Below are 14,570 nucleotides of genomic sequence, written 5' to 3'. Positions count from 1 at the left end.
ATTGACGCAGAGCATGGGAACGATGAGTCAGGATTTTTTCAATATCACAACCAATATTCAGGCACTGCAGCCTTTTAATTGACGTCAAATTGCAATAAAGATCTGTTTTAGGGGAAAATAGCCGGCTATGCATAGTTTTACTATGTGCTCGATAGCCCCCTTAACACGTCATACGCTCGCTGTTGAGTCGTTATGCAAGCTTTGGAATACGTTATGAAAAAGACCATGTATGAAAAAATCTGGGACAGCCATCTTGTGGTTGATGCAGATGGACAGGCACCTTTGCTTTTTGTTGATCGTCATTTGATGCATGAAGTGACCAGCCCGCAAGCCTTTGAAGGCCTGCGGATCTCCGGACGTAAGGTGCGCAATCCTCACAGTATTCTGGCGACGATGGATCACTGCGTACCCACCAAAAACCGCGATTTGCCAATTGCCGATCCGATTGCCAAGAAGCAGATCGAGACTATGGCAGAAAACTGCAAGGAAAACGGCTTGAATCTGTATGACATGAAAAACCCGAATAACGGTGTGATTCATGTCGTGGTACCCGAGCACGGTTTCGTTCACCCAGGCATGGTGGTGGTCTGCGGCGATAGCCATACTGCAACACACGGCGCGTTTGGCGCGTTGGCATTCGGTATCGGAACTTCTGAAGTCGAGCATGTGATGGCTACCCAAACCTTGCCGCAGAAAAAATCCAAAACCATGCAAATCGTGGTCAATGGCACGCTTTCCAAATACGCTTCTGCAAAAGATATTGCTTTGGCTATCACCGGCAAAATTGGCACGGCGGGCGGTACTGGCTATGTAATTGAATATACTGGCTCTGCGATCACTGCATTGTCGATGGAAGGCCGCATGACGCTATGTAATATGGCGATAGAAGCCGGTGCCAGAGCCGGTTTGGTGGCACCCGACGAAAAAACCTACGAATTTTTGAAAGGCCGCGAATTTGCTCCATCTGCCGAGTATTGGGATCAGGCGTTGGCTTATTGGAAAAGTCTGCCTAGCGATGAAGGCGCAGTATTCGACGCCACAGTTATTTTAGATGCCGCCGAAATTGCCCCACAAGTGTCCTGGGGTACTTCGCCTGAGCAAGTGACTGGAGTTGATAGTATTGTGCCGGCGCCGGAAAGTTTTAGCGACGAAGGCAAACGTAAAGCCTGCGAAAGCGCTTTGGCCTATATGGATTTGCAGCCCAACACCAAAATTACTGATATTCCGGTTGATTTTGTCTTTATAGGCTCATGCACCAACGGTCGTATCGAAGATTTTCGCATCGCCGCTGAAGTGGCAAAAGGCACCAAGGTAGCTAATGGCGTTACCGCGATTGCCGTGCCTGGTTCTTATCACGTCAAGCAGCAAGCCGAGCAAGAAGGCCTGGATAAAATCTTTACCGATGCAGGTTGGGAATGGCGCGAACCTGGCTGTTCCATGTGTTTGGCGATGAATGGTGATGAATTAACCAAAGGCCAGCGCTGCGCGTCAACTTCAAACCGCAACTTCGAAGGTCGTCAAGGCAAAGGTGGTCGTACGCATTTAGTATCACCCGCCATGGCCGCAGCCGCCGCAGCAGCTGGACATTTCGTCGATATTCGCAAATTATAAGAAACGGAAAGAATTATGCAACCGTACAAAAAACACGAAAGTATTGCCGCATTAATGAACCGCAGCAATGTCGATACTGATCAAATTATTCCTAAGCAGTTCTTAAAAAAAGTGGAACGCAGCGGCTTTGGTCAGCATTTGTTTCACGACTGGCGTTTTAATGACGATGGTAGCGATAACGCCGAATTTGAATTGAATAAACCGGCTTTTAAAGGCGCACATATTCTGGTGGTGGGCGACAACTTTGGTTGTGGCTCGTCCAGAGAACATGCGCCTTGGGCGATCGCCGATTATGGTTTTAACACCATCATCTCCACCAGCTATGCCGATATTTTTTACAACAATTGTTTCAAAAACGGCATTCTGGCGATTAAAGTCGATAAAGCGCAGTTGGATAAATTGATGGCAGAAATTGCCGCAAACGAAGGTGTGCAGTTTGTGGTAGACCTGGAAAATCAACAGGTGACCACACCCGGCGGCAATGGCTTTAGCTTTGAAATCGATCCATTCCGCAAAGGCAACCTGTTGAGCGGATTGGATGACATTGGTTTGACTTTAAAGCATGTCGATAAAATTGATCAGTATGAGCAAAAGCATAAGCAGGCTTTTCCTTGGCTTTGGGTTTAGAAACATAAATCTCTCGGCGCATTACGCTATCGCTAATGCGCCCTACGCGGGCTCAACATTCCCTCCGATTACGCGTTCGCTAATCGGAGCTACGTAGCTATGTAAATGTAAAACAACCTAAGGGTCGTAGGCTGGGTTGAATGCAAAGAAACCCAGCATAAAATGCTAAACGCTGGGTTTCGCTGCCGCTCTACCGAGCCTGCGATATTTGCTTTGAATGAAATCTTATGAAAAAACTGATAGTTGACAACCAAATAGCCCGCGTAGGTACGATTTACCCTAAAGGGCATAAAAGCGATAGCGTAATCGTACGCATGAAGTTACTCTCCCCCTTCCGATTGCGCTATCGCTAATCGGAGCTACGTAGCAACAAAAAACGAAAATCATGTCCACACATTCAAGACACATCCAGCTAATGGATACCACGCTACGTGATGGCGAGCAGACCCAAGGTGTGGCTTTTACACCGATGGAAAAAGTCAGTATTGCCAAGGCGCTGTTGCAATCTTTACGCGTAGACCGGATCGAAGTGGCTTCGGCTCGGGTTTCGGAAGGTGAAAAAGAAGCTGTCAGCCATATCAATCAATGGGCGCAGCAGGAAGGTTTTGCCGATTGTGTTGAAGTGCTGGGCTTTGTGGATCATACCCGTAGTGTCGACTGGATACGCTCTACTGGCGGCAAGGTGATTAATTTGTTGGCTAAAGGCAGCGAAAAGCATTGTCGGGAACAACTCGGTAAAACCCTGGATCAGCACAGTGCCGATGTACTGCAAACTATCAATTATGCTCATCAACAAGGCCTAAAGATCAATCTGTATCTGGAAGACTGGTCCAATGGCTATAAAGATAGCCCTGCCTATGTTTATGAACTGATGGAGCGCTTGCAAAACAGTCACGTCAGTCATTTTATGTTGCCGGATACGCTAGGCGTGATGTCGCCGGACGAAGTGTTCGCCAGTTTGAACGACATGTGTAAACGTTATCCGCAACTGCAATTTGATTTTCATCCGCACAACGATTATGGTCTGGCGACTGCCAACGTCATGGCCGCAGTAAAGGCCGGTGTCAGCGCGATTCATTGCACCATTAATTGCCTGGGTGAACGGGCGGGTAATGCTTCGTTGGCAGAAGTGGCTGTGGTGTTGCGCGATAAAATGGCAATGGAATTATCGGTTGATGAAAGTCATCTGGCTCGCATCAGCGATATGGTGGAAAACTTTTCCGGCAAACGCGTAGCCGATAACACGCCGATAGTGGGTGCCGATGTATTTACCCAAACCGCTGGCATTCATGCAGATGGCGACCAAAAAGGCGGTTTGTACAAAACAAAGCTGGGGCCGGAACGCTTTTCGCGTATCCGCAGTTATGCGCTGGGAAAAATGAGCGGTAAAGCTTCGTTGAAAAAAAATCTGGAACAATTGGAAATGGATCTTTCCGAAGCAGACCAGAAGAAAGTCCTGGCCCGCATCGTCAGCCTGGGCGATTCCAAACAAACCATCACTACCGAAGATTTGCCGTTTATTATTGCCGACGTACTGGAAAGCAAGAGTTACCAGCATATTAAATTGTTGGCTTGTGCCATCAACAGTGGCCTGGATTTGCCCTCTACCGTCAGCATACGTGTCGAAATTAAAGGCGACAAGCACCAGGCAACAGGTGCTGGCAGTGGTGGTTTTGATGCGTTTATCGACGCTATCAGCAAAGTACTCGAAAGCTATGATTACAATTTGCCCGGTTTGGCCGATTATGAAATCCGCATTCCCAAAGGCGGTCACACCAATGCGCTAACCGAATGTGTGATTACCTGGGATTGCGGCAACGAATTGCGCAAAACACGCGGTGTGCACGTCAATCAAGTATTCGCTGGAATTTTGGCCACTATCAAACTGATTAATATCCAGTTGCATGAGATGGCTAATCAATAAAAATGTAGGTCGGGTTAGTCGTCTGACGCTTGTGCCCTTTGAACTTATGGTGCCCATGCTCTGCGTCAATGCCATTAAGTTAAGAAAAAGCTCCCTCTCCTGCTGGAGAGGGTTGGGGAGAGGAGATTTATAATAAGGCAAAAAAGCTTTATTTAATCCCCTCATCCTAACCTTCTCCCGGAGGGAGAAGGGATTGTTCTTCCTTAACTTAATGGCAGTGACGCGGCGCGTGGGAACGATGAAATATTTGGAGTGCAAACCTAGGTTTGTACTCCAAAGCCCCAGAAACCTAGCAAAATCATTTCAGGCGTCAGGTAATTGCTATCGCGGCAACCTGACCTAACTGATAAATAGTTCTACAACATTTAAATCAATACACTTAACAGCAAACAGAAACATGAAAAACTACAAAATCGCAGTATTAGCCGGTGACGGTATCGGTCCTGAAATCACTCAAGAAGCGCTGAAAGTCTTAAAAGTCATTGAACAACGCAACGATGTTAGCTTTGAGCTGATGCCTGCCTTATTTGGTGCCTGTGCATACTTCGCAACCGGCGATGCATTTCCACAACAGACCAAAGATATTTGCGATCAAGCTGATGCTATCTTAAAAGGTCCGATAGGCTTGAGCCATGAAGAATCCAAACAGATTCCAGTCGATAAACAGCCTGAACGTGGTGCCTTGCTGCCTATGCGTCGCCGCTACAACACCTATGCCAACTTTCGCCCGGTATCGCTGCCTAAATCCTTGGCGCATTTCTCCCCACTTAAACCGGAAATCATCGGTGAAGGTATTGATCTGATCATGGTGCGCGAGTTAGTCGGCGGCTTGTATTTTGGAGAAAAAGAACGAGGCATCAACGACAAAGGTTTGCGTTATGTGCGTGAAACTCTGGAATACGATGAAGAGCAAATCCGCCGCATCATGCACCAAGCTTTCAAGTTGGCTGGCAAACGCCGCAAGTTGCTGCACAATATTCATAAAAGTAATGTGCTGATGTCCAGCGTGTTGTGGAACGAAGTGATGGAAGAAGTGGCCAAGGAATACCCCGATGTGCAAGTCGTGAACTGTCTGGTCGACTCGGCTGCAACTGCGTTGTGTCTGAACCCTACTCAGTTTGATGTCATGGTGATGGAAAATATGTTTGGCGATATCCTCAGCGACCAAGGCGGCGGTATTTTGGGTTCGCTGGGCTTGATGCCATCGGCCTGTATTGGTCCTGACAAAGCTTATTACGAACCTTCACACGGTTCAGCACCGGACATTGCCGGCAAAAATATTGCTAATCCTTATTCCATGATCGGCTCGGTCGCCATGATGCTGGAAAACAGCTTTGATATGGAAGCGGAAGCTAAAAATGTCTGGGCGGCGATGCAGGGCGTATTTGCCGATGGTTACTCTACTGCAGACTTATCCAAGCCCGGCAGTGGCGTAAGCATGATTAGCACCGTCGAATTTGGCGATAAAGTGGTGGAAAAATTGCTGAAGATGCCAAAAGTTTAATTCGACTTTATCATCATAAATATCGTTGTCATGCCCGCCGGGAAGCGGGCATGGATTCCGGAATACCTACCGGAATGACGGGCAATCTGATGCTTTTTCTGGCGCCTCAAAGCGGCCATACCTTAACAAAATCGCCGGCAGTAATAATAAATTTAATAGCGTTGAAGATGCCAAGCCACCGATGATAATCGCTGCCATCGGCCCCATGATTTCCCGGCCAGGATTGTCGCTATCGAAGGCCACCGGCAACATGGCCAGTGCGGTAACCAGCGCCGTCATCAGGATAGAAGGCAAGCGTTCTTGTGCGCCACGTACCGCAGTAGCCAGCGACCAGGGTTGATTTTCCTGTTCCGTCAAATAACGGTAATGCGAAATCAGCATGATGCAGTTACGCACAGTGATGCCAAATAAAGTCACAAATCCGACAAACGAGCCTACCGACAAAGATGCATCCGTCACGACCACGGCCAGTACGCCACCGATTAAAGCAAACGGCAGATTAAGCAAAGTCAGCGCCATATGTCGCACACTGCCCAAGGCAATATAAATCAACATCAACACTCCGGCACCGGCTAGCAGCGATTGCATGATCAGGGTTTTACGGGCTTTGGTTTGCTCCATCGCCGCACCAATAAACTCCGGATAACTATCACTATCCCAGTCTATTTCCTGCAAGATGCGACTTTTCAGCTCTTGCATAAAGGCATCCATGTCCCGGTCATTAACGTCGCAAGTGACGGTCTGCGTGCGCAGAGCACCTTGATGCAAAATATTGTAACGACCTTCGCTATGACGAATATCGGCTACCTGTCCCAGCAGCACACGCTCGCCATCTGCATTTTTTAAAGCCAGTTGCTGCAAAGATTCGGCCTGAGTACGCAAGTTGGCCGGCAATGTGACTGTGACATTATAAATCCGGTTGCCCTGAATATTTTTGCCGACGATACGGCCTTCGTAAGCTGTTTCCAGCAACGTCATCACCTGCGCCGGACTGATGCCGCGATACTTGAGTTGTTCCAGATTTAATCGTACATCCAGCATGGATGTGGCAGGCGGCGAGCGCATTTGTACATCTGTGGCGCCGGGTATGCTTTGTATCAGATGGGCTACTGCTTCTGCTTGCATATCCAGCGCAGCCAGATCTTTACCGTAGATATTGACCACCACCGGCGAAGTGTAGCCGGAAATAGTTTCATCCACTCGCTCGGTCAAAAAGGTATTGGCTTCGTAATGAATGCCGGGAAAATCCTGCAGAATCTGCCGCAAGCTATCCAATACCTGTTGTTGATCGGCACCGGAGAGCGGTTTTAGGCGAACTTCGTATTCGCTGTAATGACTGCCGTAAGTATCCGCGCCACGCTCAGCCCGACCGGCCCATTGCGATACCGACTCGACGCCCTCGATTTGCATAAATTGTGCGGTCAGCAAACTTCCGACTCGAATCGATTCCTGTAAAGAGGTGCCCGGCACGCTTGCGGTGTGAACAATGTAATGGCCTTCGCGCAGCTCCGGCAAAAACTTGTGATCCAGTCGCAAAAAAGCAGCGATACCTAGCAGGCAAACCAGAATACTGCTCAATGCAACCCATTTAAAGTGTGCTATTACCCAGTTCAGTTGCTCAGCATACCTGGGTTTCAACCAGCGAATTAAAGGCGGGTCTATCTCTTGTGGCAAATGCCGATTCAGTAACAGCGCACATAAAGCCGGCGTCAGTGTCAGTGCCACCAACAAGGACATTAAAATGGCCAAAATATAGGAATAGCCCAAAGGTGAGAACAATCGACCTGCTACGCCATTCAGGGTTAACAGTGGCACGAAAACCAAAGCCACAATAAAGCTGGCATAAACCACAGAGCTACGTACTTCCAGCGAAGCCTGCTGAATGACATGGGCAATACTCTCGGGCTTGGGCTTAAGTTGGTTTTCCCGCAAGCGGCGAAAGATGTTTTCGGTGTCTATGATGGCATCGTCCACCACCTCACCCAAAGCAATAGCCAGCCCACCCAACACCATGATGTTGAGGTTGATGCCGAATTCCAATAGCAGAATGACCGCAGATATTAATGACAGCGGAATCGCCAGGGCGGCAATCAAAGCGCTGCGTAAATTGAATAAAAACAGATACAAAATCAGTAATACAAATAGCCCCCCGAACAACAAGTGGCCGGCCAGATTGTTGACTGAAGTTTCTATGTAATCGGCGGGTCGAAATAAATGCGTATAAAAATCCACATCTTGCAGGGCTAGTAACGGTTTAAAACCGGCTAATACAGTTTCAACCTGTCGCGACACAGATAAGGTGTTGGCGCCGAATTGGCCGATGATCATCATGACGACACCCGGCTTACCCATGATCTGGGCGGCACTAATGGGCGGTTCGGGGGCATACGCAATATCGGCAACATCGGCTAAAGTGATACTGCTACCGTTTAAGCGCTTGACCACTAGAGACTTAAATTGTTCAGGATCAGCCGGTTGTCCACTGACTTGCAAGCTAAACCGTTGATTACTGTTTTCAATAAAACCGGCGCCACTAATTTGTGCCGCACCTGCAGCAGCAGATACCACATCGTCCAAAGCCAGATTAAAGCGCTGCAAGGCCTCTGGTTTAACCTGAATCTGTAATTGCTGAACTTCACCACCGAAGACATTGACATCTGCCACGCCCGGAATGGCCAGCAAACGCGGTAGCAAGGTCCAATCGACAATATTGCGTAACTGCATCAGTGATTGACTGTCAGAACTCAGGCCTATGGTTAACACGGTGGAAGACGAAGATGACATTGGCACCGCGACTGGCGTACCAATCCCAGCCGGCAATTTCAGTCCTAAGCTGGCCATGCGCTCGCTGACTAATTGACGGTTTAGATAAATGTCGCTGTTGTCGGCAAACGTAGCGGTGATGATGGACAGGCCCTGAATAGACTCCGAGCGTAGGTTCTCCAGTCCGATTAATGGTCTAATGGATGTCTCTATAGCTTGTGTCACCAGTATTTCAACTTGCTCAGCAGCCAGACCCGGTGCTTCAGTTTGAATAACTACTCGCTTAGGCGCGAATTCCGGAAAAATATCCAGGCCTGCATTCTCAAAACGATAACTGCCATAGACCAATAGCAAAATAGCCATGGCCGCGACAACACCGGAATAGCGGATGGAAAATCGAATCAGAGTAGCAAGCATGAAAAAGACACCAGGCGACAAACAGTCGCATATTGTGCCTTGCCACGCTAGTTGGGGTCTATCACTGAATGCAGGCTGCAGTGGTTATCGATCGCAATAATCACATTCTTTGAAAAAGTAGCCCGGAGGTGGATTACGGGGGATAGATTTGAATCTATCCCCCGATGCTCTTGTGTCCACTGAGCAGAAACACGAACGTGCTTCTAGGCTATCAACTTTGTTATTAGGTTTGAAAAGTCGGGCTTAAGGTTGATTTCTACAACCCGGCTTGAAAGCGTGTGTAATTAAAACTAGCTGGCGCGTCCTGCTGCTGTGGCTTCAGGAACCTCAATCAAGCTGCCGCTTTTAACGTCATACACATAGCCGTACACAGGAATGTTGGCAGGTACTAATGGATGAGCCTTGATGCGGTTTACGTCTTCCAATACACTTTCTGCCTGGTTTTTAATGGTTAACCAGTTGATGTATTTAGCTTCTGTTGAACCGGGGCCTGCGCCGTGATCGTGCCAGCCGGATGCATCCACACTGGCTGTTTCCAGGCTGCTGGCACACAAATCGGTCATGATTTCGTTACTGAATGTTTCCATACCGCAATCGGTGTGATGAATCACAAACCATTCTTTGGTGCCGAGTAATTTATAGGATATTACCAGCGAACGGATAGCATCGTCGCTGGCGCGGCCGCCGGCGTTGCGGACCACATGGGCGTCGCCTTCGGATAAGCCTGCATATTTCGCCGGGTCCAGACGGGCATCCATACAAGTGAGGATAGCGAATTGGCGCGCTGGCGGCATGGCCAGATCGGCTTTGTCGAAACCGGCAACATAATCGCGGTTGGCCAGGAGTACTTCATTTAGAATTTTGCTCATAAGAACCTCGGTGATTGAAAAAACGTCTGGCCTGATAAGACATAGCCAGACGGTGTAGCAACTATCTCCGCCGCAGATTGTATACAGGCACTGTAGCGGTTTAAAGACTTTGTTTAGTTTATAAAATATAAACTATTAGTTTAAAGTCGCTGGTAGCGTCTATCCTGTATTGAAAAACGCTAATGTATTTATACGCCTTTCAATGATGACGGGAAAGTATCGGCTCTCCGAATCAGTATTTCGCCTGATTTATGATTAACGGAATACTTTAACTGCCGGAATAATCAGGTTAGTATCTAGGGCTGGTTTTTTCAAGGTTTGCATGCAGCTTATCCGCCTCAACTACTTATATCTTTTGCCATGTCCACTAAAAGTACTCTGGTTACCGACAGTCTTTACGACTACATTTTAGCTAACTCGTTGCGCGAATCGGCTATTCTGCGGCAACTCCGGGAGGAAACGGCCAAGCATTCGCTGGCCAATATGCAGATTTCCCCGGAGCAGGGACAGCTTATGGCTTTGTTGGTTGAATTGACCGGGGCGAGAAATATATTGGAAATTGGCGTATTCACAGGTTACAGCTCCACCAGTCTGGCGCTGGCCCTGCCGGTGGACGGCAAACTTACCGCTTGCGACATCAGTAAAAAACATACCGACGTAGCCCGCCGCTATTGGGAGCTGGCTGGCGTTGTGCACAAAGTCGACCTGCGCTTGGGGCCAGCATTGGATACGCTGGACAATCTACTTGCCGAAGGCTTGGCCGGTAGCTACGACTTAGCTTTTATCGATGCCGACAAAGGCAACTACGACGGCTATTACGAGCGGTCGCTTAGCCTTTTGCGTCAAGGCGGTTTGATCATGGTGGACAACGTGCTGTGGAGCGGTCAAGTGGCGGACCCGACGTTTAAAGACGATGATACAGCAGCCATCCGGGCCTTAAATAAAAAGATACACGCCGATGTTAGGGTCAGTATCAGCTTATTACCGGTGGCCGACGGCATAACGCTGGCATTAAAACGCTAGGGATATTCCGGGCAGATTGACGCGACTAACACTCAAAAAGAGTATCCGATAAAGCAATTGCGTAAAGGTTCGCGGCATTGGCTGCAGTGCATTTATGGGAACTGGTATCCAGTGGTGGGTAAAGACAGGGATGATCTTAAAATAAACTGCAAAATATCTCATGACCGTCTATTTGCCAATGTCTGAATAATCAAGATTACGCCGTCATCGACCGATTTTTAATGCCGTACGTTATCGGGTTGTATTCCGAACACGCCTGATTGATGGATACGGGAACGGTCAACATGACAACCTCCAATTTCGCTTATTGGCGCAGTTTGGATGATATATGGAAGGGAAAAATACCTGCAGTTCATAAACTTAATTGTTGCGACACTGTTTTCTTGGTAGATATACTGTAAATAGCTTAGTAACCCGTTAGTTTGGTATAAATTTTCTAAGCTCATTGGAAACATGTCATATTACAAGTACATTCATGACTTTATAATGGAGAAAAATCTCATGAGAAATCGATTCAGGCCACAGATAGTTTTGCTTACATCAATAGCACTGGCCGGCATACTAACGATGCCCGCGGCCTATGCTGCGACGGATGATTCAGCCATCGTTGTCAACGTGGACAATTTCGATAGAGCACAGACCGATTTTGAATTCGAAGGCATCATAAAGCTGGCGGAGGGTATCAACAAAGTGCACAGTAATCGCGAACCTACACCGATCGACAAGCAAAATGTCATTCGCATGAACCGCGATACCCTTTACAGTCTGGGTGTTGTCAATATTTCCAAGGGCGCCACCGTAACTCTGCCGGATACCGGCAAACGCTACATGTCCTTAATGGTCATCAACAACGACGGCTATGTGAATGAAGTCTTTTACGGTGGTGGTTCCTACAACTTAACCATGGAGAAATTTAATACTCCATTCGTTGGTATAGTCATTCGCACGCTTGCCAATCCGGAAGATGCCGCCGACTTGGCCATCGCCCACAAACTTCAGGACCAGATTACGATTACTGCTGGTTCCGATGAAGCGTACGTTTTACCGAACTACGATAAAGCCAGCTACAAAGCAACACTTGAACCAATCCTCGACCTAGCCAAAGGGCTTGCACGGTATACCCACGCCTTTGGCTCAAAAGCCGAGGTAAACCCAGTTCACTTCATGATCGGCACAGCTTCAGCATGGGGCGGCCTGCCGGACAAGGACGCGCAATACATCAATGTGCAGCCGGATCTGCCGGTCGGCAAATATGAACTCACGGTAAAGGATGTTCCGGTGAAAGGTTTTTGGTCTATCAGTCTCTACAACGAAAAAGGTTATTTTCAACAGAACGACCTCAAGGCATACAGCCTTAACAACTTGACCGCCAAGCCCAACAGCGATGGCTCGTATACGATACGGTTCGGGGATTGCACGACCACTACCGAGAACTGTCTGCCCATCATGGAGGGCTGGAACTACGCCGTGCGCATGTACGAACCGAGCGAGGCTATCATCGATGGCAGCTGGAAGTTTCCAGGGCCGCCGGTAACGCGGAACTAAATGGTCACTGACCTATGAACTAAAAAATGGGCAGAATCGGCCAATGACATCCCTTCGCGACAGGCAGTTTTCCTGTAAGCAATTTGGGTTGAATAGGACCAATGCCCTATAACCTTTTAACAAATTTGGGTGTGGCTTCGTCAAGGCGAATTAGTTTGTTTGCAAACCTCAACCAAGAAACCAATCAAAAGAAAGGTGTTATGAATACTAAAATGATCACCGGGGCGCTAGCTGTTTCCTTCGTTGTCACCCTGCTTACCGGCTGCGCCACCAAAAATGCCGTCGTGGCGCTGGCTGAGAAACATGAAATCAATGCGCCCGGCATCGCTGAAACCAAGGCCATCGCCGAGGAAGGCTTTATCTACGGCCTGCCCATCGTGATGAATTACGCGGTGATGTATGAATACGCCGTAGATAAAAACTCCAGTCAGTTCAAGGCGCCGTTCAATCACATCAAAAACGAGCCGCGCGTTTACACCTACAAGGACACTGCGGTCATCACACCGAATAGCGACACTCCCTATTCCTTCACTTGGCTCGACCTACGCGCAGAGCCGATCGTCCTGACCGTACCTGCGGTCGAAAAGAAACGCTACTACGCCGTAATGATGTGCGATAGCAATACCTACAATTACGGCTACATTGGCAGCCGGGCCACCGGCAACGAGCCGGGCAGTTACATGGTCGTCGGACCTGATTGGAAAGGCGAAAAGCCGGAAGGCATCAAGGAGGTGTTCACTTCCACTACGCCATTCTCCCTGGTCGCTTACCGCACCCAGCTCTTCGACCCTGAAGACATGCCGAACGTGATCAAGGTCCAGGAAGGCTACAAAGTGGAGCCGCTTTCCGCCTTCCTCAAGCAACCTGCACCTGCTGCTGCCCCAGCGATTGCCTTCAGTCCGGCGACGACTGCCGGCATCAAGGAGAACTTCTGGAGCTACCTCGACGCCGCGCTTGCGTACGTCCCGGAAACGGACAGGGACAAGAACATCCGCGCCAAGCTCGCGAGCATTGGTATCGGACCTAACAAGACCTTCAACTTGAAAGACCTTTCACCAGAGCGCCAAAAAGCCATCGTCGAAGGTATGAAGGCCGGTGACGAAAAAATCAGCACCTTCCTGGCCTCGGGCATGACCGACGTCAATGGTTGGCAAATCGGCTCCCTTCCTGGTGATGAAGCGCACTACAACGGCGACTGGCTCATGCGTGCGGGTACAGCCAAAGCAGGCCTCTACGGCAATAGCGCCGCCGAGGCCGTTTATCCGCTGACCCGCGTGGACGGCAATGGCCAAACACTTGATGCCAGCAAGCATAACTACACCATTACCTTCCCTGCGGGCCAATACCCGCCGGTAAACGCCTTCTGGTCGGTCACCATGTATGATGGCAAGTCCCAGTATCTGATCAAAAACCCGATCAACCGCTACCTCATCAACTCACCGATGATTCCGAATATGAAGAAGGGCAAGGACGGATCGCTCACCCTGTACATTCAAAAAGACAACCCCGGCGGGGACAAGGAAGCTAACTGGCTCCCTGCTCCGAACGATACCGTCTATCTCGTGATGCGCCTCTACTGGCCGACGACCAAAGACCCGTCCGTTCTCCCTCCGGGCAAAGGCACCTGGCAACCACCGGGCATTGTGAAAGCAAATTAATCTGCTCGCGAAACACGCGCGCTGGTCCTTGCCGGATCAGCGCGTAGTTCCTATTGGCAGTAGCGTAATCGGAGGAATATTGGCTTAGTAATGCGTGATTACACAAGCTGTTCCAGTCGCTGCTATCAATTCATTCGATTTCTCTTTAGGATAACAATGGGGATATTAACTGACCGATGTTATCGGTTTTACCAATCCTTAAATTTAAACTGCTTCAACCGTTGTTTAAACTTTTCCTTATCGTTAAAGTACAAAATCACCAGAAATAACGCCGGCCATAATAAAAACAGTAATATTTGACTCAAAGTGGCAAAACTCATAGGTGCGATCCTCTGTTATGTGCGCTGCAATGATGGCATCGATTTCTCGTTAGCTCAAATGGTTTCAAGCCGTAGCAATCGGCTGAATGATGATTACCCAAGCCATTTGCCGACCAAATCTAGGTCAATTCAACTGTTTGGCTAAATTAAGCCGAAACTGACCAAACCCGATGGCAACATTTGACGGAATTGTGGCCTTATTTTAAGTCTTCGTCATTCAAGCTGTCAGACGGGCTTCGCGCCCTTACCAGTTGCCATGCCAACCGGTAAGGAATGCGCATGAAACAAGATCGTCAGCTGTAGGTGCGA

10 protein-coding genes are annotated in these 14,570 nt (G+C 48.7%); 7 read left to right on the top strand and 3 right to left on the bottom strand.

The window, feature by feature from the left end:
- Positions 1-213: 213 nt before the first annotated feature.
- The 4 genes from leuC (at position 214) to leuB (ending at position 5,666) form a co-directional block, all read left to right on the top strand.
- On the top strand, positions 214-1,611 hold the full coding sequence (gene leuC, locus A1359_RS00045; protein WP_066976129.1) for a 3-isopropylmalate dehydratase large subunit: 1,398 nt from the start codon (positions 214-216) through the stop codon (positions 1,609-1,611).
- 15 nt (positions 1,612-1,626) lie between these two features.
- Positions 1,627-2,238: a 3-isopropylmalate dehydratase small subunit gene (gene leuD / locus A1359_RS00040; RefSeq protein ID WP_066976126.1), complete on the top strand. Its 612-nt coding sequence runs from the start codon at positions 1,627-1,629 to the stop codon at positions 2,236-2,238.
- 385 nt (positions 2,239-2,623) lie between these two features.
- Positions 2,624-4,162: an alpha-isopropylmalate synthase regulatory domain-containing protein gene (locus A1359_RS00035; RefSeq protein WP_066976123.1), complete on the top strand. Its 1,539-nt coding sequence runs from the start codon at positions 2,624-2,626 to the stop codon at positions 4,160-4,162.
- A gap of 397 nt (positions 4,163-4,559) precedes the next feature.
- Positions 4,560-5,666, top strand: coding sequence for a 3-isopropylmalate dehydrogenase (gene leuB, locus A1359_RS00030; RefSeq protein ID WP_066976120.1), 1,107 nt, complete (start codon positions 4,560-4,562; stop codon positions 5,664-5,666).
- Positions 5,667-5,732: 66 nt separating this feature from the next.
- Here the strand turns inward: leuB and A1359_RS00025 are convergent, their stop codons facing one another.
- Together A1359_RS00025 and A1359_RS00020 are read right to left on the bottom strand one after the other, a co-directional pair.
- Entirely contained in the window at positions 5,733-8,846 is a 3,114-nt protein-coding gene (locus A1359_RS00025) for an efflux RND transporter permease subunit (RefSeq protein WP_066976115.1), read from the bottom strand.
- A 290-nt stretch (positions 8,847-9,136) separates the two neighbouring features.
- Entirely contained in the window at positions 9,137-9,715 is a 579-nt protein-coding gene (locus A1359_RS00020) for a beta-class carbonic anhydrase (protein WP_066976113.1), read from the bottom strand.
- Between the two features lie 360 nt (positions 9,716-10,075).
- On the opposite strand from A1359_RS00020, the gene A1359_RS00015 reads away from it, so the two are divergent.
- From A1359_RS00015 to A1359_RS00005, 3 genes are all read left to right on the top strand, one after another.
- Positions 10,076-10,738 carry a class I SAM-dependent methyltransferase gene (locus tag A1359_RS00015; RefSeq protein WP_066976110.1) on the top strand — a complete coding sequence of 221 codons (663 nt, stop codon included), beginning with the start codon at positions 10,076-10,078 and terminating at the stop codon, positions 10,736-10,738.
- Between the two features lie 567 nt (positions 10,739-11,305).
- Positions 11,306-12,283 carry a DUF1214 domain-containing protein gene (locus tag A1359_RS00010; protein WP_066976107.1) on the top strand — a complete coding sequence of 326 codons (978 nt, stop codon included), beginning with the start codon at positions 11,306-11,308 and terminating at the stop codon, positions 12,281-12,283.
- 200 nt (positions 12,284-12,483) lie between these two features.
- Positions 12,484-13,941: a DUF1254 domain-containing protein gene (locus A1359_RS00005; RefSeq protein ID WP_198159212.1), complete on the top strand. Its 1,458-nt coding sequence runs from the start codon at positions 12,484-12,486 to the stop codon at positions 13,939-13,941.
- A gap of 188 nt (positions 13,942-14,129) precedes the next feature.
- Here the strand turns inward: A1359_RS00005 and A1359_RS23380 are convergent, their stop codons facing one another.
- The gene (locus A1359_RS23380) at positions 14,130-14,261 is read right to left on the bottom strand and encodes a hypothetical protein (RefSeq protein ID WP_269747855.1); all 132 of its coding nucleotides are present in this window, start codon (positions 14,259-14,261) and stop codon (positions 14,130-14,132) included.
- Between the last annotated feature and the right edge of the window lie 309 nt (positions 14,262-14,570).

The organism is Methylomonas lenta (assembly GCF_001644015.1).
GTDB lineage: Bacteria > Pseudomonadota > Gammaproteobacteria > Methylococcales > Methylomonadaceae > Methylomonas > Methylomonas lenta.
Note: the sequence above shows the minus strand (reverse complement) of the source record. Positions and strands in the feature narration are given on the sequence as shown.

What these genes read in the sequence shown, in the direction of transcription:
- leuC (WP_066976129.1), top strand. Translation starts at nt 214, where the DNA reads ATGAAAAAGACCATGTATGAAAAAATCTGGGACAGCCATCTTGTGGTT.
- leuD (WP_066976126.1), top strand. Translation starts at nt 1,627, where the DNA reads ATGCAACCGTACAAAAAACACGAAAGTATTGCCGCATTAATGAACCGC.
- A1359_RS00035 (WP_066976123.1), top strand. Translation starts at nt 2,624, where the DNA reads ATGTCCACACATTCAAGACACATCCAGCTAATGGATACCACGCTACGT.
- leuB (WP_066976120.1), top strand. Translation starts at nt 4,560, where the DNA reads ATGAAAAACTACAAAATCGCAGTATTAGCCGGTGACGGTATCGGTCCT.
- A1359_RS00025 (WP_066976115.1), bottom strand. Translation starts at nt 8,846, where the DNA reads ATGCTTGCTACTCTGATTCGATTTTCCATCCGCTATTCCGGTGTTGTC.
- A1359_RS00020 (WP_066976113.1), bottom strand. Translation starts at nt 9,715, where the DNA reads ATGAGCAAAATTCTAAATGAAGTACTCCTGGCCAACCGCGATTATGTT.
- A1359_RS00015 (WP_066976110.1), top strand. Translation starts at nt 10,076, where the DNA reads ATGTCCACTAAAAGTACTCTGGTTACCGACAGTCTTTACGACTACATT.
- A1359_RS00010 (WP_066976107.1), top strand. Translation starts at nt 11,306, where the DNA reads ATGCCCGCGGCCTATGCTGCGACGGATGATTCAGCCATCGTTGTCAAC.
- A1359_RS00005 (WP_198159212.1), top strand. Translation starts at nt 12,484, where the DNA reads ATGAATACTAAAATGATCACCGGGGCGCTAGCTGTTTCCTTCGTTGTC.
- A1359_RS23380 (WP_269747855.1), bottom strand. Translation starts at nt 14,261, where the DNA reads ATGAGTTTTGCCACTTTGAGTCAAATATTACTGTTTTTATTATGGCCG.